Origin of the sequence: Pseudomonas guariconensis, assembly GCF_024127895.1 — a bacterium.
Classification (GTDB): Bacteria; Pseudomonadota; Gammaproteobacteria; order Pseudomonadales; family Pseudomonadaceae; genus Aquipseudomonas; species Aquipseudomonas guariconensis_B.
On record NZ_JAMYBK010000011.1, the window covers coordinates 112,306 to 134,018 of the forward strand.

Sequence of the window (21,713 nt, forward strand, 5' to 3'; positions counted from 1 at the left end):
GAGGGGCTCACACGACCATGAACAGCACGGCGACGAAGATGCTGGCTGCCGAGAAGGTCATGGTTCGCGAGGACCAGGTGTTGAACCATTGTTGAAAGCTTGCGAGGTCACGCTTGAGGGCAGTGGGCTGGCGGGTCCAGGACTGCTTGTCGAGCCGGAAGAACACGTAGATCTTCATCAGCGCGCCGACGATCTGGTTGTAATAGAGGATCAGCGGGTAGGCCGGCCCCACGCTGTGGCCCGAGCACAGCAGCATGATGGTGAGGATCAGGCGGGTGATGCCGATCCACAGCAGGTACACCAGCAAAAAGCCCAGGCCGAACTTGAGGCTGGCGATCACCGCCACGGTCAGGCCCAGCAGGCTGGTCCACATGGACACGCGCTGGTCGAGCAGGACGATGCTGGTGAACAGCCCCAGGCGCTGCAGGCCAAGGCCCAGGGCGCGGGAGTTCTGCCGCAGGTTGTTGCCGTACCAGCGGTACATCAGCTTGCGGCTGGCCTTGACGAAGCTCTTCTCCGGCGGATGCTCGACGGTGTTGATCGCCGCGTCCGGCACGTAGAAGGTGTCGTAGCCCAGGCGCATCAGGCTGAACCAGCTGGACTTGTCGTCGCCGGTGAGGAACTTGAAACGGCCCAGGCGCCAGTGCTGCAGCGAGTCGCTCTCGACATCGGCGATGAACTCGGGGTTGGTCACGACGCTGGCGCGGAACATCGACATGCGCCCGGTCATGGTCAGCACGCGCTTGGACAGGGCCATCGAGCACATGTTGATGTGGCGCTGGGCGAAGCGCAGCTTGTGCCACTCGCTCATGATGTAGCCGCCACGCACTTCGCAGAACTCGTTGGTGGTCAGGCCACCGACGCTGGGAAACAGCTTGAACCAGGGCACGGTCTTGCGTACCACGCCTTCGCCGAGCACGGTGTCGCCGTCGATCACCGCCACCACCGCATGTTCGTCCGGCATCATCCGCGAGATGGCGCGAAAGCCGTAGGCCAGACCGTCGCGCTTGCCGGTGCCGGCGATGCGCACGAAGTCCAGGGTGACGTGCTCGGGTGGGTTGTACTTGGCCCACAGGCTCTTCACCAGCAGCTCGTCGGACATCTCCACCAGCGAGCAGACCACGGTGGTCGGGTAGCCGCAGGCGATCGCCTCGCGGATCACCGAGCTGTACACCTGGGCGGTGGTGTGGGCGTCGATGCGAAAGCTGGTGACCATCAGGTAGACGTGCGACGGGTCGGCCGCTTTGCCCAGCTTGCGCACCTTGTGGCGCAGGTAGGGGTAGACGCCGTAGAGGAAGATCATGCCGCGGATGAAATGGGTGGCGCCCATGGAGTAGCGCCAGATGCCGACAGCGCCGACCAGGAAGATGAAGTGCTTCGACTGCGAGTCGAAGATATCGCTGGGCAGGGCCAGGGCGATCAGCATGAGCAGGCTCATGTAGAGCAGCCACCCGGCGCACTGCAACAGCACTGTCTGGAGCCTTTGCATGTTCAGCATCCGTCGCGAAATCAGGGGGAAGGGCAGCGACGCAGCGCTGCCCGGCCGAGGGTTACCAGCAGATGCCTTCGGTGCGGCTGCCCGGACAGGTGGGCTTGCTCATGAAGCCGACCAGGTCGATGACCTGCTTGCCTGCCGGGGCCTGCTGGGCGAGGGCGCGGAACTTCTCGTCGCGGTTGCCCAGGACGATGATCTCGGCGTTGTCGATCACCTGCTCGAGGTCGGCGTTGAGCAGCGACGAGACATGGGGGATCTTCGACTCGATGTAGTCCTTGTTGGCGCCGTGGACACGGGCGTACTGCACGTTCTGGTCGTAGATGTTCAGCTCGTAGCCTTTGCCGATCAGGCGCTCGGCCAGTTCCACCAGCGGGCTTTCGCGCAGGTCGTCGGTGCCGGCCTTGAAGGACAGGCCAAGCAGGGCGACCTTGCGCTTGTCGTGGCTTTCGATGATGTCGAAGGCGTTCTGCACCTGGGACTCGTTGCTGCGCATCAGCGAGTCGAGCAGCGGGGCCTTCACGTCGAGGCTGGCGGCGCGGTAGGTGAGGGCGCGCACGTCCTTGGGCAGGCACGAGCCGCCGAAGGCGAAGCCTGGGCGCATGTAGTACTGGGACAGGTTCAGCGCCTTGTCCTGGCAGACCACGTCCATCACCTCGCGGCCATCGACGCCCACCGCCTTGGCGATGTTGCCGATCTCGTTGGCGAAGGTGACCTTGGTGGCGTGCCAGACGTTGCAGGTGTACTTGATCATCTCGGCCACCTCGACCGGCTTGCGGATGATCGGCGCGTCCAGTTCCTCGTACAGGGCCTGGAGTACGTCGCCGCTGGCGCTGTCCAGCTCGCCGATGACGGTCATCGGTGGGTGGTCGTAGTCCTTGATCGCGGTGCTCTCGCGCAGGAACTCGGGGTTGACCGCGACGCCGAAGTCGACACCGGCTCGCTTGCCGGAGCAGTCTTCGAGGATCGGGATCACCACGTTCTTGACGGTGCCTGGCAGTACGGTGCTACGCACCACGATGGTGTGGCGGCTGGTTTTGTCGCGCAGCACATGGCCGATTTCGCGGCACACCGATTCGATGTACTCCAGGCCCAGGTCGCCGTTCTTCTTGCTCGGGGTACCGACGCAGATCATCGACACGTCGCTGGCGCGGATGGCCTCGGCGAAGTCGGTGGTGCCGCGCAGGCGGCCCGTGGCGATGCCCTGTTGCAGCAGCTGTTCCAGGCCCGGCTCGACGATGGGCGACTTGCCCTGGTTGATCAGGTCGATCTTGGTGCTGGACACGTCCACACCAATCACTTCATGGCCCCGTGCCGACAGGCAACCTGCACAGACCGCACCCACATAACCCAAACCAAAGATGCTGATACGCATCGCATTCACCTCGTGTGTTTATCACGCCGGTTCCTTGCAAAAGAACCGGACCGGGTTGATTAACCAGCAGTTTTCGGGCGCACGGTTTCATGGCGAATGCACACTTCGCCGAGCGCAGGCATGAATAAATCTGGAGCGCACAAAGTTATGCACTCAAAGTTGGCAGTCAAAGGCCAGTAATTAAAAGGCGTGCCCTGAAATGCAGCCGTCTTTATTGCAGTGCGCTACCTGGCGCGCTGCTGTGCTTGTTTTTTCAAGTGGATAAATCCTTTGAAATCAACCACTAGGACGATTAGTAGGGGCGCGTCTCTCCTGCATGGACAGGGCGTTCGGTGTGTTATCCGTTGCGCCTGTCGAGTTGTTGGAGCCGGTAGTGGATACCTGCCGCTTGTCATCTGTAAGTCATCTCTCACGCCACGCGTTGAAGAATCGTTACGGGTCCTATGAGCGATTGCCGGTAGCAGAAGTTCCAAGGTGGGTTCCGCACCGGTGAAAGATTTCTAAATATTTTTTCAGGGCTAAATACTTTCAATCTGATGGCACGGCGCAGTTCAACCCTTGTATATAAAGGGCGAGATAGGGGTGGGATAGTTTTATGCCAGCACGCGAAAAAAATTTTCAAGAATCGTCAAAAAACTACGAACGGTCTTATGGCGTTTTGCGATAACGATAGGGGCGTTGTTTTTTTGACGTCGAGATTGTGGCGAGGTGGCAATTTGAAGCCTGCCCTATTGCAGGGCGGATGATAGGGAGTGGCCATTAATACACCGTCGGTAATCCGATGACCGGTCGGCCATTTGGGGGCTGCGAAGCAGCCCCATAGCTAGTTGTTGGGCATTGCAGGGTAGCCCTGCTTATTCGGCAGGGTGGTCGCGCAGGAACACCAGGTGATCCGGCTTGGACTGCTCGGCACTGTAGTAGTACCCCTGCACATCGAACTGCTTGAGCCGCTCGGGATCGTCGATGCGTTCCTGGATCACGAACCGGCTCATCATCCCGCGCGCTTTCTTGGCATAGAAGCTGATGATCTTGTACTGCCCGTTCTTGAAGTCCTTGAAATCGACGTTGATGACGCGTGCATTCAAGGCGCTGCGCTTGACCGCGCTGAAGTATTCATTGCTGGCCAGGTTGAGCAGCACATCGTCGCCCTGGTCGGCCAGGGCCTGGTTCAGCCACTCGCTGATGCGCGTGCCCCAGAAGGCATAGAGGTCTTTGCCGCGGGCGTTGGCCAGCTTGGTGCCCATCTCCAGGCGATAGGGCTGCATCAGGTCCAGCGGACGCAGCAGGCCGTACAGGCCTGAGAGCATGCGCAGGTGGTCCTGGGCGTAACTGAAGTCATCCTCGTCGAGGCTTTCGGCGTCCAGGCCGGTATAGACGTCGCCCTTGAAGGCCAGCAGCGCCTGCTTGGCGTTGGCCGGGGTGAAGTCTGGGGTCCAACTGCCGAAGCGGGCGGCGTTGAGGCCGGCGAGCTTGTCGGACAGGTGCATCAGTTCGCTGATCTGCGCTGGCGACAGCTCGCGCAACTGGGTGATCAGTGCCTGGGAGTCGTCCAGGTACTGAGGCAGGGTGAAGCGCTGGGTCACCGGCGGGGTGTCGTAGTCGAGGGTCTTGGCGGGGGAAATCACCGTCAGCATCGGGTCGGCTCCTGGAATCGTCGCTGCGGATTCTACGGGCTGGGGCGGGCAAGGCCAAACTATGGTGACGATAGTCGCAGACCATCACCGGGGCGCGAGCTATAGTGCGCCCGGTGTTCTCGTGGAGAGTTCGATCGTGCGCATTGCCTTCGTCCTGCTGGCCGGCCTGTTGAGCCTGGCCGCCCAGGCGGCACCACCAGCCCCGGCCAGCCTGGATCGCAGCTTGTGGCCCGAGCGACTGGACAGCCCGGCGCTGTTCGATGTCGCATCGCGGGCCGAAATCCTGTCGTTCGCCCAGGCCCTTCAGGAGAGCGAGATGCTCGATGAAAAGGCCCTGGCGGCGCGCCTGCGGCTCAGGCAGATCAACCTGCCGGTGATTCGTGCGGTGCGGGCGCGGATGTGGCAACGGCTGTGGCAGAACTACCAACAAGCGCAACGCAGTTGCGGGCTGGACGCCTCGTTCTGTTACCCGGTCGAGTCCATGGCCGAGCTGCGTACCCGGGCCGCCAGCTTCGCCGACGGGGTAGGCAGCTTCTATAGCGGCTGGATCGAGCCGAGCCGGCAGTTCCACACCCGCTACCTGGACGAGCAGTTGCGCAAGGCCGCGCTGTTCCCACAGACCAGCAGCGAGGTGGAGCGCTTGTCCAGCCGCGAGCGCAATGGCGACGAACTCAATGACCGGATGTTCCTGCTGACCTTCGTCGGTGGACCTGGCCTGCAGGGCGGTCACACCGACGCGCTGGCCGATTACCTGCGCCGTCAGAAACTGGGCGCTACGTTCTTCGTCCTCGGCAACCGCCTGCAGCAGCGCCGCGACGCAGGGCCGGCCAATGCCCTGGCGGCGCTGTATGCCGGCCAATGCGTGGGGATCCAGGGTTGGGAGTACCGGTCCCACGCCCAGTGGCAGGACTGGCAGGATTCGTTACGACGCAGCCAGGCGCGGGTCCAGTCCGACCTGCCGGAGCAGTACGTGCCGCTGTTCCGACCGCCCTACGGGCAGCGCCGGGCCGATGGCGAGGCCTTCATGACTGCCCAGCAGCTGCAGGTCTCGCTGTGGGACATCGACGCCCACGACGACAGCACGTTGAGCGCCGAGGCGTCGGCCCAGCGTGTGCTGACCCTGATGCTGCTGTGGCGCAAGGGCGTGATCCAGTTCCACGACGACCTGCCCAAGGCACGGCCGGCGGTGGAATGGCTGCTGCGCAATACGGCGCAGGGCGGGATCGGTTGGGAGGATTGCCTGGCGTACGGGAGGCGGGGGGAGCTTTAGAGCTTGCAGCTTGCATAGGCCTGATCTTTGACTTTAGTACCGCCCCAGCCCCAAGCCAAGCCCTGTTCGTCAATCGGAAAAATAAACTTCAACGGAACGTAAAAAGACTTTTTTTGGTCATGGATTATGCGGTATGTAGGAATCAGACAGCCGAAACCTGCAGCACAGGTGGCGTCATCCAGGCCCTCCTTGCCAGGTGCGCTCCCCGCCCGTAACGACGCGGATACGGGGAGAACGGCGGTCACTCTGCGGCGCAGCGGTACGCGTCGCGTGGCTTTCACACAAGGTGACCGAGTATGGATGACCAAGGACGCAACCCTTCCTCCAACAAGCCAATCCTGTATGTGCTCGATACCAATGTCCTGATTCACGACCCCAATGCCTTGCTCAACTTCGAGGAGCACCACGTCGCTATCCCGATGACGGTGCTGGAGGAACTCGACAAGCTCAAGACCGGCAAGCACACCATCGCCGCCGAATGCCGCCAGGCCATCCGCCTGATCGACCAGACCCTGGGCGATGCCTCGCCCAGCGACGTCGAGCAGGGCGTGCCGATCCAGCGTGGCAAGAGCGGCCCCAAGGGCTTCCTGTCGATCCTGATGAGCCCGCGCAACGAACCCAACCGGCTACTGCCGGACACCCTCAACGACAACATCATCATCAACCAGCTCCTCGAGCTGCGCACCAGACGCCCCGACCTGGACGTGGTACTGGTGACCAAGGACATCAACATGCGCCTGAAGGCGCGTGCCTGCGGCATCGCCGCCGAGGACTACAGCACCGACCAGTTGGTCGACGACGTTTCGCTGCTGTCCAAGGGCTACCACTCGGTGACCGGCTCGTTCTGGGACCGCGTCAGCAAGGTCGAGACCCGCCAGGAGCGTGGCCGCACCTGGCACCGGGTGCAACTGACCGACAACCTGCCGGCGGTGCACGTCAACGAGTTCATCATCGACGAACAAGGCTTCGTCGGCTGGATCAAGGGCATCCGTGAGGACGAGCTGCTGCTGCTCGACCTGCACCAGGAGCCCTTGCTGCACCAGGAAGCCTGGGGCCTGAAACCGCGTGACATCCACCAGAGCCTGGCGCTGTTCGCCCTGCTGGACCCAGACATCCACCTGGTCAACCTGACCGGCGCCGCTGGCTCCGGCAAGACCATCCTCGCGCTCGCCGCGGCCATCGAGCAGACCATGGTCAGCAAGCGCTACCGGCGCATCATCGCCACCCGCAGCGTGCAGGGGCTGGACCAGGAGATCGGCTTCCTGCCAGGCACCGAGGCGGAGAAGATGGAGCCGTGGCTGGGGGCGATCACCGACAACCTCGAAGCCTTGCACATGGACGACGAGAGCACCCATGGCAGCGTCGAGTACATCCTCGAAAGGGTGCCGCTGCAGTTCAAGTCGCTGAACTACATTCGCGGTCGCAGCTTCCAGCAGAGTCTGATCCTCATCGACGAATGCCAGAACCTCACCCCGCACCAGATGAAGACCATCATCACCCGTGCCGGAGCCGGGTCCAAGGTGGTCTGCCTGGGCAACCTGGCGCAGATCGATACGCCGTACCTGTCGGCCACCAGTTCTGGCCTGACCTACCTCACCGAACGCTTCAAGGACTTCCCCCACGGCGTTCACATCACCCTGCAGGGCGTGCCGCGCTCGGTGCTGGCCGAGTACGCCGAGTCCCACCTGTAGTCTTTTTCGAGCCGGGCGGCTTTGCGCCCGGCTTTTTTTTCTGCGTGATTCTGACCTGCGGGTTTACACTCTTTGCTCCCTAACAGGAGGAAAGCTGTGCTGACTCATCTCGATTCTCAGGGGCGCGCCAATATGGTCGACGTCACCGAAAAAGCCGTGACCGCACGCGAGGCGGTGGCCGAGGCGCGGGTGCGCATGTTGCCGCAGACCTTGCAGATGATCGTCGATGGCGAGCACCCCAAGGGCGACGTGTTCGCCGTGGCGCGGATCGCCGGGATCCAGGCGGCGAAGAAGACCAGTGACCTGATCCCGCTGTGCCATCCCTTGATGCTCACCAGCGTCAAGGTCGAACTGGCCGCCGAGGGGCAGGATGTCGTGCACATCGTCGCCCGCTGCAAGCTGGCCGGGCAGACCGGCGTGGAAATGGAGGCGCTGACTGCCGCCAGCGTCGCCGCGCTGACGATCTACGACATGTGCAAGGCCGTGGACAAGGGCATGGTCATCGAGCAGGTGCGCCTGCTGGAGAAGATCGGCGGCAAGAGCGGCCATTACCAGGTGGAGGCGTGATGAAAGTCCAGGTGGTGTATTTCGCCCGTTACCGTGAACTGCTGGGCCGCGATGGCGAGCCGCTCGAAGGCGCCTTCGTGACCCTCGACGATGTGCGCCAGGCGCTGGTAGCCAAGGGCGGGCAGCATGAGGTGCTGGCCGAGCAGAACCTGATGTGCGCGCGCAACCAGGACCTGTGCAAGCTCGACGAGCCTGTGGAGGAGGGCGACGAAGTGGCGTTCTTCCCACCGGTGACGGGAGGTTGAGCATGGGCGTGCGGGTACAGGCGCAGGCGTTCGACCCGGGCCACGAGCTCAATGCCATGCATGCGGCCAATGTCGGCGTGGGGGCGGTGGTCGGTTTCGTCGGCTATGTGCGGGATTTCAACGATGGCCGTGACGTGGCCGGGATGTTTCTCGAGCATTACCCGGGGATGACCGAGAAGGCCCTGGCCAAGATCGTCGTCGAAGCCGAGCAGCGTTGGCCGTTGCTCAAGGTCGAGGTGCTGCACCGCATCGGTGCGCTGGAGCCGGGCGAGCCGATCGTCTTCGTCGGTGTGGCCAGCGCACACCGGCAGGCGGCCTTCGATGCCTGCAACTTCATCATGGATTACCTGAAGACCCGGGCACCGTTCTGGAAGAAGGAGAACACCCAAGAGGGGCCGCGCTGGGTGGAAGGCAAGCAGAGCGACCAGGACGCGGCCGGGCGTTGGTAGCCGGCTGGGATTTGCCCCTGCCGGCCAACTGAGTGACACCTTGTAATCCTGGGGCCGCGAAGCGGCCCCTGCGCACGGCTCAGTGGTGCTTGCGCGGCACCGGCTTGAGCAACTCATCCGGCGGCATCTCGCACTTGATCTTGCGCCCCAGCAGCTCTTCGATGGCTGGCAACTGGTAGGCATCGTCCTCGCCGGCGAAGCTGATCGACACGCCGCTGGTCCCTGCCCGGCCGGTTCGGCCGATGCGGTGCACGTAGTCGTCCGGATCCTCCGGCAGGGTGAAGTTGATCACGTGGCTGATGCCATCGATATGGATGCCACGGCCAGCCACGTCGGTGGCCACCAGTACCGCGATACGCCCCTCGCGGAAGCTCTCCAGGGTGCGAATGCGCTTGTGCTGCGGCACATCGCCCGACAACTGTGCGGCGTTGATGCCGTCGCGCACCAGGCGCTCCTCGATGCGCCGCACCTCGTCCTTGCGGTTGGCGAAGACCATCACCCGCTCCCACTTGTTCTGGGTCACCAGGTTGTACAACAGCTTGTACTTGTCGCTGCTGGCCACCGCATAGACGTGCTGCTCGACGGTTTCGCTGGCCACGTTCTCCGGCTCGATCTCGACGATGGCCGGGTTGGTGGTCCACTGCTTGGCCAGGTTCATCACGTCGTCGGTGAAGGTGGCGGAGAACAGCAGGGTCTGGCGTTCGCTCTTGGGCGGGGTCTGGCGGATGATCTGCCGCACCTGGGGGATGAAGCCCATGTCGAGCATGCGGTCGGCTTCGTCCAGCACCAGCACCTCGACCATGTCCAGGTGCACCTCGCCGCGCTGGTGGAAGTCCAGCAAGCGCCCCGGGGTGGCCACCAGGATGTCGCAGTGACGCGATTCCAGGGCCTTGAGCTGCTTGTCGAAGTCCATGCCGCCAACGAAGGTCATGACGTTCAGGCCGCTGTACTTGGTCAGGGCCATGGCGTCCTTGGCGATCTGCACCACCAGTTCGCGGGTGGGCGCGATCACCAGGGCTCGTGGCTCGCCCATGTAGCGCTCCTTGGGCGGCGGCACCTGCTGCAACTGGGAAATGATCGAGATCAGGAACGCCGCGGTCTTGCCGGTGCCGGTCTGGGCCCGGCCGATGGCGTCCTGGCCACGCAGGGTGTGGCCCAGTACCTGGGCCTGGATTGGCGTGCAGTAGGGGAAGCCCAGGTCATGGATGGCGTGCATCAACTCGTTGGAGAGCTTGAAGTCGTGGAAGCGGGTCTTGCCCTCCTGGGGCTCGACCACGAAATCCTCTGGCTTCCACAGGCTGGCCTGGGGCTTGGGCTTGCGTTCGCGACGCGGTTTGTCCTTGCCAGGCTTGTCGCCACGGGGCGCGACTGGCGCCTCGGCCTGGGGAGGGGAAGTGGGCTTGGCCTTGGCGGCCGGCGGCTCGGCCGCCGTCGGGGGCGTGATCACGTGGGCTGCGGGTTCGACGGCCTGAGGTGTGGCGTCTCCCTTGCCGAATATTTTTTTGAGTGCCTTGAGCACGATCGTCTCATCAACTGGTTAAGGAATGTACGCCGGGCAGTGTAATGCAAGATTCAGGCGCGGCGTAGTGGAGCGGTCCGACAACTACAGCGAAATACACCGCTAGCGCAAACGGCGGACCAGCCAGTTGTAGATGTCGTTGATCTCCTGGGGCACCACTTCGTGCTCCATCGGATATTCCTCCCAGGTCGCTTCGACACCCCAGTGCTTGAGGTACTCGAAGGCGGTGCGGCCCATGGACGGGATCACCACCGGATCGTGCACGCCATGCAGGCACAGGGCCGGGGTACGTTGCTGGCAAGCGCTGAGCTGGTGGCCCTCGGTGAAGGTCGGGGCGTAGGTGGACAACGCCAGCACGCCGCCCAGGGCTTCCTGCCACTTTATATAGGCTGTGTGCAGGACCACCGCGCCACCCTGGGAAAAGCCCGCCAGGAAGATCCGCGCCAGGTCGATGCCCTTGGCCCGCTCGGCCTCGATCAGGCCCACCACCTGCTCGGCGGACTCCTCGAGCTGGGCTTCGTCGATGGCCCGGGCCGGGGTCATGGCCTTGATGTCGTACCAACTGGGCATGGCGTAGCCGCCATTGATCGTTACCGGACGAGTGGGCGCCTGGGGCATGACGAAACGGGTGCTGAGCAGGTGCTCCTGCAGGGCTTCGGCCACTGGTAGGAAGTCGTAACGGTCTGCACCAAGACCGTGCAACCAGATCACACAGGCATCGGTGGTGTTCTGCGGTTCGAGAATCAGGGGGTTACTCATGACGGCTCCAAAAACGTGCGTGCGTACTTATTGAGTGCGTTAAAAAAAGGCAAGGGTGGGTAATGCCACAAGAAGATGTCGCAACTCTACAACTTTTCCTACTTGACGACCGCTTAAACGCTCCAGCCTTCAGCTCTGGTACGCACTTTGCTATGTCCCAAGCGATGCGAGGGGATGGGCCGGCGACGGTAACACCCCCGTGTGGATAGAAAGGCTGTCATAGAACAGCTCATTGCGCCAATTGACCCAATAACAAGCCAACAAGGGTCGGATGCACCTCACAAGGGTGCGGTGCAATTCCGGCTCGGTACAACAAGAGCGATTTGGAGGTTGTTGATGAAGAGGTTGAAATCCACCCTGGCAGTCCTGACCGCTGCCACCGCACTGGGCAGCGTCGGTGTCGCCCAGGCCGGCGCTACTCTCGATGCGGTGACCAAGAAGGGCTTCGTCCAGTGTGGCGTGAGCGATGGCTTGCCAGGTTTCTCGGTGCCGGACAACACCGGCAAGATCGTCGGCATCGATGCCGATGTCTGCCGCGCCGTGGCCGCCGCTGTGTTCGGTGACGCCACCAAGGTCAAGTTCAGCCAGCTCAATGCCAAGGAGCGCTTCACCGCGCTGCAGTCCGGCGAGGTCGACGTGCTGTCGCGCAACACCACCTGGACCAGCTCGCGCGATGCCGGCATGGGCCTGCTGTTCACCGGCGTCACCTACTACGATGGCGTGGGCTTTCTGGTCAACAAGAAGCTCGGCGTCTCCAGCGCCAAGGAGCTCGATGGTGCGACCATCTGCATCCAGGCCGGTACCACCACCGAGCTGAACGTCTCCGACTACTTCCGCGCCAATGGCCTGAAGTACACCCCCATCACCTTCGACACCTCCGACGAGAGCGCCAAGTCGCTGGAGTCCGGGCGTTGCGACGTGCTGACCTCGGACAAGTCGCAGCTCTACGCGCAGCGTTCCAAGCTGGCCGCCCCGGCCGACTACGTGGTGCTGCCGGAAACCATCTCCAAGGAGCCCCTGGGCCCGGTGGTGCGCAAGGGTGACGAGGAGTGGTTCAACATCGTCAAGTGGACCCTGTTCGCCATGCTCAACGCCGAGGAAGCCGGCGTGACCTCGAAGAACGTCGAGGCCGAGGCCAAGTCCACCAAGAACCCCGACGTCGCCCGCCTGCTCGGCACCGACGGCGAGTACGGCAAGGACCTCAAGCTGCCCAAGGACTGGGTGGTACAGATCGTCAAGCAGGTCGGCAACTATGGCGAAGTGTTCGAGAAGAACCTGGGCCAGAGCACTGACCTGAAGATCGACCGCGGCATGAACGCCCTGTGGAACAACGGCGGCATCCAGTACGCGCCACCTGTGCGCTGATGGTTGCCTCCTGCGGCGGCATCCTGCCGCCGCAGGCTGTTCGATCCCTTCTTTGCGGGGCATTTCATGCACAATCAAATCGGCGCACCCAAGGGGTTTTCCCTGAGCGATCCACGTGTGCGCGCGTGGCTGTTCCAGGTCATCACGGTGGTTCTCGTGGTCGGCCTGGGCTGGTACCTGTTCCATAACACCCAGACCAACCTGCAGCACCGGGGCATCACCTCGGGCTTCGACTTCCTCGAACGCAGCGCCGGCTTCGGCATCGCCCAGCACCTGATTCCCTACGTGGAGTCGGACAGCTATGCGCGCGTGTTCGTCATCGGCCTGCTCAACACCTTGCTGGTGACCTTCATCGGCATCGTCCTGGCCACCTTTCTGGGCTTCGTCATCGGCGTGGCGCGGCTGTCGCCGAACTGGATGATCAACAAGCTGGCGACCGTGTACGTGGAGACCTTCCGCAACATCCCGCCCTTGCTGCAGATCCTGTTCTGGTACTTCGCCGTGTTCCTCACCCTGCCGGGGCCGCGGGGCAGCATCAACATCGACGACATGTTCTTCATCAGCAACCGTGGCCTGAACATGCCGGGCGCGTCCATGGCCGAGGGCTTCTGGCCGTTCGTCATCGCCCTGGTGGCGGCGATCGTCGCCATCGTGCTGATGGTGCGGCATGCCAACAAGCGTTTCGACGAAACCGGCGAGCCGTTCCACAAGTTCTGGGTCGGCCTGTTGCTGTTCTTCGGCATCCCCGGCGTGTGCGTGCTGCTGTTCGGCAGCCCGGTGCACTGGGAAGTGCCGCAGCTCAAGGGCTTCAACTTCGTCGGTGGCTGGGTGCTGATCCCGGAACTGCTGGCCCTGACCCTGGCGCTGACCATCTACACCGCGGCGTTCATCGCCGAGATCGTGCGCTCGGGTATCCGTTCGGTCAGCCATGGCCAGACCGAGGCTGCGCGTTCCCTCGGCCTACGCGAGGGGCCGACCCTGCGCAAGGTGATCATCCCCCAGGCCCTGCGGGTGATCGTGCCGCCGCTGACCAGCCAGTACCTGAACCTGGCGAAGAACTCGTCCCTGGCCGCCGGTATCGGCTACCCGGAGATGGTCTCGCTGTTCGCCGGTACCGTGCTCAACCAGACCGGCCAGGCCATCGAGGTGATCGCCATCACCATGAGTGTCTATCTCGCCATCAGCATCAGCATTTCCCTGCTGATGAACTGGTACAACAAGCGCATCGCGCTGATCGAGCGGTGAGGATACGCCCGTGACTGCCCATGTTTTCAAACCTGACATGCCGCCACCGGTCAAGACCGTCGGCGTGCTCGCCTGGATGCGGAGCAACCTGTTTTCCAACTGGCTCAACACCCTCCTGACCCTATTCGCCCTGTACCTGGTATGGCTGATCGTACCGCCGCTGGTGCAGTGGGCGTTCATCGATGCCAACTGGATCGGCACCACCCGCGCCGACTGCACCAAGGAGGGCGCCTGCTGGGTGTTCATCCAGCAGCGCTTCGGCCAGTTCATGTACGGCTACTACCCGGTGGAGTTGCGCTGGCGCGTCGACCTGACCGTGTGGCTCGCCGTGCTCGGCGCCGCGCCGCTGTTCATCCGGCGCTTCCCGCGCAAGGTGGCCTACGGCCTGGGCTTTCTGGTGCTGTACCCGATCCTTGCCTACACCCTGTTGCATGGCGGCCACCTGGGCCTGGAGACGGTGCCCACCAGCCAGTGGGGCGGCCTGATGCTGACCCTGGTGATCGCCACCGTCGGCATCGTCGGCGCCTTGCCCCTGGGCATCCTGCTGGCGCTGGGACGGCGCTCGAACCTGCCGGCGGTGAAGGTGGTCTGCGTCACCTTCATCGAGTTCTGGCGTGGCGTGCCGCTGATCACCGTGCTGTTCATGTCTTCGGTGATGCTGCCGCTGTTCCTGCCCGAAGGCATGAGCTTCGACAAGCTGTTGCGGGCGATGATCGGGGTGATCCTGTTCCAGTCGGCCTATATCGCCGAGGTGGTGCGCGGTGGCCTGCAGGCCATCCCCAAGGGCCAGTACGAAGCGGCCGCGGCCATGGGCCTGGGCTACTGGCGCGCCATGGGCCTGGTGATCCTGCCCCAGGCGCTGAAGCTGGTGATCCCTGGCATCGTCAACACCTTCATCGCACTGTTCAAGGACACCAGCCTGGTGATCATCATCGGCCTGTTCGACCTGCTCAACAGCGTCAAGCAGGCGGCTGCGGACCCGGCCTGGCTGGGCATGGCCACCGAGGGCTATGTGTTCGCCGCCCTGGTGTTCTGGATTTTCTGTTTCGGTATGTCCCGCTACTCCATGCACTTGGAGCGCAGGCTGGACACGGGCCACAAGCGTTAGGAGTTTCGAAATGAGTGAAGCGATCAAGCAGCCTGCAGGCCCGGAAGGCATCATCCAGATGCAGGGCGTGAACAAGTGGTACGGCCAGTTCCACGTGCTCAAGGACATCAACCTCAATGTGCGACAGGGCGAGCGCATCGTGCTGTGCGGGCCGTCCGGCTCGGGCAAGTCCACCACCATCCGCTGCCTCAACCGCCTGGAGGAACACCAGCAAGGGCGCATCGTGGTCGATGGCGTGGAGCTGACCAACGACCTCAAGCAGATCGAGGCGATCCGCCGCGAGGTGGGCATGGTGTTCCAGCACTTCAACCTGTTCCCGCACCTGAGCATCCTGGAGAACTGCACCCTGGCGCCGATGTGGGTGCGCAAGATGCCCCGGCGCAAGGCCGAGGAAATTGCCATGCACTACCTGGAGCGGGTGCGCATTCCCGAGCAGGCGCACAAGTACCCGGGGCAGTTGTCCGGTGGTCAGCAGCAGCGGGTGGCGATCGCTCGGGCGCTGTGCATGAAGCCGAAGATCATGCTGTTCGACGAGCCGACCTCGGCGCTCGATCCGGAGATGGTCAAGGAAGTGCTCGATACCATGGTGGGGCTGGCCGAGGATGGCATGACCATGCTCTGCGTGACCCACGAGATGGGGTTTGCCCGCACCGTGGCGAACCGGGTGATCTTCATGGACAAGGGCGAGATCGTCGAGCAGGCCACGCCGGATGACTTCTTCGATCGGCCGCGCAGCGATCGGACCAAGTTGTTCCTCAGCCAGATCCTGCATTGAGGCAGTTTGGGGCCGCTCTGCGGCCCATCGCCGGCAAGCCGGCTCCCACAGGGTGTTCGAGTCGATCACAAATGATGCGGCTTGCAGGTGTGGGAGCTGGCTTGCCAGCGATGGGCCGCGAAGCGGCCCCAGATGTCAGTTGAAGGTCCTGACTGGAGAGCGGGCTCGCCCTGCGAATGGGCTGCAAGACAGCCCCCGGAATCGGTTTACTTCTCTTCCTTGGCCGTGATCGGTGCGGGCGGTGGTCGCAGCCCCACCTCGGCGATCAGCTTGAGCTGCTGACCATTGCGGATGACCTCGATCGCGACTTTCTCGTTGGGTTTGATCCGCGCCACCTGGTTCATCGACTTGCGCCCGTCGCCGGCCGGCTCGCCGTTGATGCTGAGGATCACGTCGCCCAGCTGCAGCCCTGCCCGTTGCGCCGGGCCATCGCGGAAAATCCCCGCCACGACGATGCCTGGGCGGCCCTCCATGCCGAACGACTCGGCCAGTTCCTGGCTCAGGGGTTGTACCTCGATGCCAAGCCAGCCACGGATCACCTGGCCATGCTCGATGATCGACTTCATCACCTCCAGGGCCAGCTTGACCGGGATGGCGAAGCCGATGCCCTGGGAGCCGCCGGACTTGGAGAAGATCGCCGTGTTGATGCCGATCAGGTTGCCGTTGGCATCGACCAGCGCGCCGCCGGAGTTGCCCGGGTTGATCGCAGCGTCGGTCTGGATGAAGTCCTCGTAGTTGTTCAGCCCCAGCTGGTTGCGGCCGGTGGCGCTGATGATGCCCATGGTCACGGTCTGGCCGACGCCGAAAGGGTTGCCGATGGCCAGGGACACGTCGCCGATGTGGATGTTGTCCGAGCGGCCGATGGTGATGGCCGGCAATTTCTTCAGGTCGATCTTGAGCACCGCCAGGTCCGTCTCCGGATCGCTGCCGATCACCCGCGCCAGGGTCTCGCGGCCGTCCTTGAGCGCCACCACGATCTGGTCGGCACCGCTGGTCACGTGGTTGTTGGTCAGCAGGTAGCCCTCGGGGCTCATGATCACCGCCGAACCCAGGCTCGACTCCCAGCGCCGCTGCTTGGGCAGGTTGTCGCCGAAGAAGCGGCGGAACTGCGGATCCTCGAACAGCGGATGGGCGCCCTTGTTCACCACCTTGGTGGTGTACAGGTTGGCGACCGCGGGGGCGGCCAGGGTCACGGCGTCGGCATAGGACACCGGGCCTTGCATGATTCGGGTGGTCTGCGGCGCCTGTTGCAGGTTGACGTCCTGGCTGGGCAGGCCGACCCACTGGGGAAAGCGCTGGATGATCAGCAGGGCGATCAGCACACCGGTAAGCAGGGGCCAGCCAAAGTAACGCAGAGCCTTGAGCATCGAATGAATCCTGGGAGTAGGGCGGGAGCGGCGTCAGCGCGGCCCGAGGGCGCGAGCGCGCGCGATCATACACCTGAACGGGTCGATCTGCGACGCTGCGGCAGCGGCCTTCGCGGGCCTGTGCGCAAAACGGCCTCGCTACCTTGCCCCCAGGCGTCTGCCACCGGTTTCCCCGAGGCCTGCGACGGCCCATAATGGCGGCCATTATACGGGCGTTGTTCCCGATGAATGTGCAGATTTCGAGGAGATTTTCATGGCCGTCGCCCTGAGCACCTTGGTCGAGGAAGCCGAGCGCTACCTGGCCAGCGCCAAGATCCAGGATTACTGCCCCAACGGCCTGCAGGTCGAGGGGCGCCCGCAGGTCAGCCGTATCGTCAGCGGGGTCACCGCCAGCCAGGCGCTGCTGGATGCGGCGGTAGAGGCCGAGGCCGACCTGGTGCTGGTGCACCATGGTTATTTCTGGAAGGGCGAGAGCCCGTGCATCACCGGCATGAAGCAGCGCCGGATCAAGACCCTGCTCAAGCACGACATCAGCCTGTTGGCCTTCCACCTGCCGCTGGACGTGCACCCCGAGGTGGGCAACAACGTGCAGCTGGCGCGCCAGCTGGACATCACCGTCGAAGGCCCGCTGGACCCGGAGAACCCCCGGGTGGTCGGGTTGGTGGGCTCGCTGGCCGAGCCGATGTCGGCGCGGGATTTCGCTCGCCGCGTGCAGGAGGCCATGGACCGCGAGCCGCTGTTGGTGGAAGGCGACGGGGTGATCCGTCGGGTCGGCTGGTGCACCGGCGGTGGCCAGGGCTACATCGACGATGCCATCGCCGCCGGGGTCGACCTGTTCCTCAGCGGCGAGGCCTCCGAGCAGACCTTCCACAGCGCCCGTGAGAACGGCGTCAGCTTCATCGCCGCCGGGCACCATGCCACTGAGCGCTATGGGGTGCAGGCGCTGGGCGACTACCTGGCCCGGCGGTTCGCCGTGGAGCATCTGTTCATCGATTGCCCGAATCCGATCTGATGGCTTGAGCGGGGCTGTTGCGGCGTGCCACAGCCCCGATTTCATCCCAAACCCCCAGTCATATGGTTAGATTGTTTCGATCTAGCAGCCCTCCTAAATAGAATCAGGCGCTGTGATAAAGTGGCTCGCTCGAACACGGCCCGCTGGCCGTCCATAAGATCGTTTTTCGTGAGTAGCCATGGTCGACAAACTGACGCACTTGAAACAGCTGGAGGCGGAAAGCATCCACATCATCCGCGAGGTGGCCGCCGAGTTCGACAACCCGGTGATGCTGTACTCGATCGGCAAGGATTCCGCCGTGATGCTGCACCTGGCGCGCAAGGCCTTCTTCCCGGGCAAGCTGCCGTTTCCGGTGATGCATGTCGACACCCAGTGGAAGTTCCAGGAGATGTATCGCTTCCGCGACAAGATGGTCGAGGAAATGGGACTGGAGTTGATCACCCACGTCAACCCCGAGGGCGTGGCGCAGGGTATCAACCCGTTCACCCATGGCAGCTCCAAGCACACCGACATCATGAAGACCCAGGGCCTGAAGCAGGCGCTGGACAAGTACGGCTTCGACGCCGCATTCGGTGGCGCGCGCCGCGACGAGGAGAAGTCGCGGGCCAAGGAGCGCGTCTACTCGTTCCGCGACAGCAAGCATCGCTGGGACCCGAAGAACCAGCGTCCGGAGCTGTGGAACATCTACAACGGCAAGGTCAACAAGGGCGAGTCGATTCGCGTCTTCCCGCTGTCGAACTGGACCGAGCTGGACATCTGGCAGTACATCTACCTCGAAGGCATCCCGATCGTGCCGCTGTACTTCGCCGCCGAGCGTGACGTCATCGAGAAGAACGGCACCCTGATCATGATCGATGACGAGCGCATCCTCGAACACCTCAGCGACGAGGAGAAGGCGCGCATCGTCAAGAAGAAGGTGCGTTTCCGTACCCTCGGCTGCTACCCGTTGACGGGCGCTGTCGAGTCGGAGGCCGAAACGCTCACCGACATCATTCAGGAAATGCTCCTGACGCGCACTTCCGAGCGCCAGGGCCGAGTCATCGACCACGATGGCGCCGGTTCCATGGAAGACAAGAAACGTCAGGGCTACTTCTAATTTTCAGGGTTACTCCATGTCGCACCAATCCGATTTGATCAGCGAAGATATCCTCGCTTATCTCGCTCAACACGAGCGCAAAGAACTGCTGCGTTTCCTCACCTGCGGTAACGTGGATGACGGCAAGAGCACCCTGATCGGGCGCCTGCTGCACGACTCGAAGATGATCTACGAGGACCACCTCGAGGCCATCACCCGCGACTCGAAGAAAGTCGGCACCACCGGCGAAGACGTGGACCTGGCGCTGCTGGTCGACGGCCTGCAGGCCGAGCGCGAGCAGGGCATCACCATCGATGTCGCCTACCGCTACTTCTCCACCGCCAAGCGAAAGTTCATCATCGCCGACACCCCGGGCCACGAGCAGTACACCCGCAACATGGCCACCGGTGCCTCGACGTGCGACCTGGCGATCATCCTGGTCGATGCCCGCTACGGCGTGCAGACCCAGACTCGCCGGCACAGCTTCATCGCCTCCCTGCTGGGCATCAAGCATATCGTCGTCGCGGTCAACAAGATGGACCTCAAGGACTTCGACCAGCAAGTGTTCGAGTCGATCAAGGCCGACTACCTGACGTTCGCCGAAGGCATCAACCTCAAGCCATCGAGCCTGCACTTCGTGCCGATGTCGGCGCTCAAGGGCGACAACGTGGTCAATCGCAGCGAGCGTTCGCCGTGGTACACCGGCCCTGCGCTGATGGAGATCCTCGAGACCGTGGAAGTGGCGGCCGACCGTAACTTCACCGACCTGCGCTTCCCGGTGCAGTACGTCAACCGCCCGAACCTGAACTTCCGTGGCTTCGCCGGCACCATCGCCAGTGGCGTCGTGCACAAGGGCGACGACATCGTCGTGCTGCCGTCGGGCAAGAGCAGCCGAGTCAAGTCCATCGTCACCTTCGAGGGCGAGCTGGAGCACGCCGGCCCCGGCCAGGCCGTGACCCTGACCATGGAAGACGAGATCGACATCTCCCGTGGCGACCTGCTGGTGCATGCCGACAACGTGCCGCCGGTGACCGACCAGTTCGACGCCATGCTGGTGTGGATGGCCGAGGAGCCGATGCTCCCGGGCAAGAAGTACGACATCAAGCGTGCCACCAGCTACGTGCCGGGTTCTATCGCCAGCATCACCCACAAGGTCGATGTGAACACCCTGGAGCAGGGCGCGGCCAGTGCCCTGCAGCTGAACGAGATCGGCCGGGTCAAGGTCAGCCTGGACGCCGCCATCGCCCTGGACGGCTATGACAGCAACCGCACCACCGGTGCGTTCATCGTCATCGATCGCCTGACCAACGGCACCGTCGGCGCCGGCATGATCATCGCCCCGCCGGTACTGCCGCACGGCAGCACCGGCCACCATGGCAAGCTGGCCCACGTTTCCACCGAGGAACGTGCCCTGCGCTTTGGCCAGCAGCCGGCGACCGTGCTGTTCAGCGGCCTGTCCGGCGCCGGCAAGAGCACCCTGGCCTATGCCGTGGAGCGCAAGCTGTTCGACATGGGCCGTGCGGTCTACGTGCTCGACGGCCAGAACCTGCGCCATGACCTGAACAAGGGCCTGCCACAGGACCGTGCCGGTCGCACCGAGAACTGGCGCCGCGCCGCCCATGTGGCGCGCCAGTTCAACGAAGCTGGCCTGCTGACCCTGGCCGCGTTCGTCGCTCCGGATGCCGAAGGCCGCGAACAGGCCAAGGCACTGATCGGCAAGGAGCGCCTGGTGACCGTCTACGTCCAGGCCTCGCCACAGGCTTGCCGCGAACGCGACCCGCAGGGCCTGTACGCCGCCGCTGGCGATAACATCCCGGGCGAGAGCTTCCCATACGATGTACCGCTGGATGCGGACCTGGTGATCGACACCCAGACCACCAGCGTGGAGGAAGGCGTGAAGCAGGTGCTGGAGGTACTGCGTCAGCGTGGTGCGCTCTGAGGCTGCATGAGGAACGCTGATTTGGCGTGATGGGTGTTGCAGAGCGGCCCTGGCTATTTCAGCGTTTGCAGGCGTTGCGTGCATTACACTGTGCCATGCGTTCAGACAGTCAAGTGCGCTTGACCTGAACGAGAAAGCCCTGCTTCGGCAGGGCTTTCTATTTCTGCATCCTCATCGTCCATTGGCTGACGGAAGTCTGCACCAATCTCGATGCTCAACTGTCGTTTGGGGCGCGAAGCAGTCCTGGGATCCGAAGTGAGCAGCGTCATTTACTAACGCGGACTTTATATCGTTCTGGAACGCCGCCATCCGATCGTCATCAGGAAAATTGATAATAAATACAGAAGTATCGATACATACCCTAGGATTTCACCATGGTTGTAGGCAAACGAAACCAGCACACCCAGCAGCCCAGTGAACGATAACGGCACGACCTCAAGAAAGCTGCCTATCCACTGCAAGGGCCTACTCTTAGACTCGATCAACACCGGGGAGTACTTCCTGCTTGCCTATGGTTCGGGAGGGAGATTTCAGTATTTCTGTAGGAAAATTCGTAACGATTGGGAAAAAGCGACCTCCACTAGGCAAGGTCGCTGTTCAATGGTTGTTATGAAGGCTTGAAGCCATCTTTCCCATTTCTTAGTCGCCACTCCTTTACAATTTTTAGAATTTCTTCTGGTTTGTCATTTTTGAATCACCCCGGGTTTCGTGGAGGCCGTTTCGTTTAAGTCAGGCCGCCACGGCCTGATCTGTTTGCTGCTGGTGGAAGTTTGCCTCAGCCTCCGCAGGCGGGATATAGCCGATTGAGCTCAGCAGGCGTTGGTGG

The 21,713-nt window shown here is 63.0% G+C and carries 18 protein-coding genes and 1 pseudogene; 12 read left to right on the forward strand and 7 right to left on the reverse strand.

The window, feature by feature from the left end:
* Positions 1–7: 7 nt before the first annotated feature.
* The 3 genes from NJF35_RS13980 to yaaA all read right to left on the reverse strand — a co-directional run bounded on the left by NJF35_RS13980 (position 8) and on the right by yaaA (position 4,501).
* On the reverse strand, positions 8–1,489 hold the full coding sequence (locus NJF35_RS13980; protein WP_225789438.1) for a glycosyltransferase family 2 protein: 1,482 nt from the start codon (positions 1,487–1,489) through the stop codon (positions 8–10).
* A gap of 61 nt (positions 1,490–1,550) precedes the next feature.
* Positions 1,551–2,867: a nucleotide sugar dehydrogenase gene (locus tag NJF35_RS13985; protein ID WP_225789437.1), complete on the reverse strand. Its 1,317-nt coding sequence runs from the start codon at positions 2,865–2,867 to the stop codon at positions 1,551–1,553.
* 854 nt (positions 2,868–3,721) lie between these two features.
* A complete protein-coding gene (gene yaaA, locus NJF35_RS13990) occupies positions 3,722–4,501 on the reverse strand; it encodes a peroxide stress protein YaaA (protein ID WP_225789436.1) in 780 nt (259 codons plus the stop codon).
* A gap of 136 nt (positions 4,502–4,637) precedes the next feature.
* On the opposite strand from yaaA, the gene NJF35_RS13995 reads away from it, so the two are divergent.
* The 5 genes from NJF35_RS13995 (at position 4,638) to moaE (ending at position 8,723) form a co-directional block, all read left to right on the forward strand.
* On the forward strand, positions 4,638–5,771 hold the full coding sequence (locus tag NJF35_RS13995; protein WP_225789435.1) for a polysaccharide deacetylase family protein: 1,134 nt from the start codon (positions 4,638–4,640) through the stop codon (positions 5,769–5,771).
* A 296-nt stretch (positions 5,772–6,067) separates the two neighbouring features.
* Positions 6,068–7,462 carry a PhoH family protein gene (locus NJF35_RS14000; protein ID WP_225789434.1) on the forward strand — a complete coding sequence of 465 codons (1,395 nt, stop codon included), beginning with the start codon at positions 6,068–6,070 and terminating at the stop codon, positions 7,460–7,462.
* A 96-nt stretch (positions 7,463–7,558) separates the two neighbouring features.
* A complete protein-coding gene (gene moaC / locus NJF35_RS14005; protein ID WP_225789433.1) occupies positions 7,559–8,029 on the forward strand; it encodes a cyclic pyranopterin monophosphate synthase MoaC in 471 nt (156 codons plus the stop codon).
* Positions 8,029–8,274 (forward strand): MoaD/ThiS family protein, encoded by a 246-nt coding sequence (locus NJF35_RS14010; protein ID WP_225789432.1) that lies wholly within the window; start codon positions 8,029–8,031, stop codon positions 8,272–8,274. Before moaC ends, NJF35_RS14010 begins: the two co-directional genes overlap by 1 nt.
* A 2-nt stretch (positions 8,275–8,276) precedes the next feature.
* The gene (gene moaE, locus NJF35_RS14015) at positions 8,277–8,723 is read left to right on the forward strand and encodes a molybdopterin synthase catalytic subunit MoaE (protein WP_225789431.1); all 447 of its coding nucleotides are present in this window, start codon (positions 8,277–8,279) and stop codon (positions 8,721–8,723) included.
* 79 nt (positions 8,724–8,802) lie between these two features.
* Here moaE and rhlB read toward each other — a convergent pair whose 3' ends face one another.
* Together rhlB and NJF35_RS14025 are read right to left on the reverse strand one after the other, a co-directional pair.
* Positions 8,803–10,242, reverse strand: coding sequence for an ATP-dependent RNA helicase RhlB (gene rhlB, locus NJF35_RS14020; protein WP_225789430.1), 1,440 nt, complete (start codon positions 10,240–10,242; stop codon positions 8,803–8,805).
* 102 nt (positions 10,243–10,344) lie between these two features.
* On the reverse strand, positions 10,345–11,001 hold the full coding sequence (locus tag NJF35_RS14025) for an alpha/beta hydrolase (protein WP_225789429.1): 657 nt from the start codon (positions 10,999–11,001) through the stop codon (positions 10,345–10,347).
* 336 nt (positions 11,002–11,337) lie between these two features.
* Between NJF35_RS14025 and NJF35_RS14030 the strand changes: the two genes are divergently transcribed.
* From NJF35_RS14030 to NJF35_RS14045, 4 genes are all read left to right on the forward strand, one after another.
* Positions 11,338–12,366 carry an amino acid ABC transporter substrate-binding protein gene (locus NJF35_RS14030; protein WP_225789428.1) on the forward strand — a complete coding sequence of 343 codons (1,029 nt, stop codon included), beginning with the start codon at positions 11,338–11,340 and terminating at the stop codon, positions 12,364–12,366.
* A gap of 66 nt (positions 12,367–12,432) precedes the next feature.
* Complete coding sequence (locus NJF35_RS14035; RefSeq protein WP_225789427.1) at positions 12,433–13,611, forward strand: amino acid ABC transporter permease; 1,179 nt, start codon at positions 12,433–12,435, stop codon at positions 13,609–13,611.
* Between the two features lie 10 nt (positions 13,612–13,621).
* On the forward strand, positions 13,622–14,719 hold the full coding sequence (locus tag NJF35_RS14040; protein ID WP_225789426.1) for an amino acid ABC transporter permease: 1,098 nt from the start codon (positions 13,622–13,624) through the stop codon (positions 14,717–14,719).
* A gap of 10 nt (positions 14,720–14,729) precedes the next feature.
* On the forward strand, positions 14,730–15,494 hold the full coding sequence (locus NJF35_RS14045) for an amino acid ABC transporter ATP-binding protein (protein ID WP_225789425.1): 765 nt from the start codon (positions 14,730–14,732) through the stop codon (positions 15,492–15,494).
* Between the two features lie 206 nt (positions 15,495–15,700).
* On the opposite strand, the gene algW is transcribed toward NJF35_RS14045, so the two are convergent.
* Positions 15,701–16,861 (reverse strand): Do family serine endopeptidase AlgW, encoded by a 1,161-nt coding sequence (algW, locus tag NJF35_RS14050; protein WP_225789424.1) that lies wholly within the window; start codon positions 16,859–16,861, stop codon positions 15,701–15,703.
* 253 nt (positions 16,862–17,114) lie between these two features.
* Between algW and NJF35_RS14055 the strand changes: the two genes are divergently transcribed.
* From NJF35_RS14055 to cysN, 3 genes are all read left to right on the forward strand, one after another.
* Entirely contained in the window at positions 17,115–17,873 is a 759-nt protein-coding gene (locus NJF35_RS14055) for a Nif3-like dinuclear metal center hexameric protein (RefSeq protein ID WP_253081268.1), read from the forward strand.
* 178 nt (positions 17,874–18,051) lie between these two features.
* Complete coding sequence (cysD, locus tag NJF35_RS14060; protein ID WP_225789422.1) at positions 18,052–18,969, forward strand: sulfate adenylyltransferase subunit CysD; 918 nt, start codon at positions 18,052–18,054, stop codon at positions 18,967–18,969.
* A gap of 16 nt (positions 18,970–18,985) precedes the next feature.
* Complete coding sequence (cysN, locus tag NJF35_RS14065; protein WP_225789421.1) at positions 18,986–20,887, forward strand: sulfate adenylyltransferase subunit CysN; 1,902 nt, start codon at positions 18,986–18,988, stop codon at positions 20,885–20,887.
* A gap of 607 nt (positions 20,888–21,494) precedes the next feature.
* On the opposite strand, the pseudogene NJF35_RS24890 reads toward cysN, so the two are convergent.
* Positions 21,495–21,569 (reverse strand): annotated as a pseudogene (locus NJF35_RS24890) (bacteriocin immunity protein); the annotation flags it as partial.
* Positions 21,570–21,713: the final 144 nt, after the last annotated feature.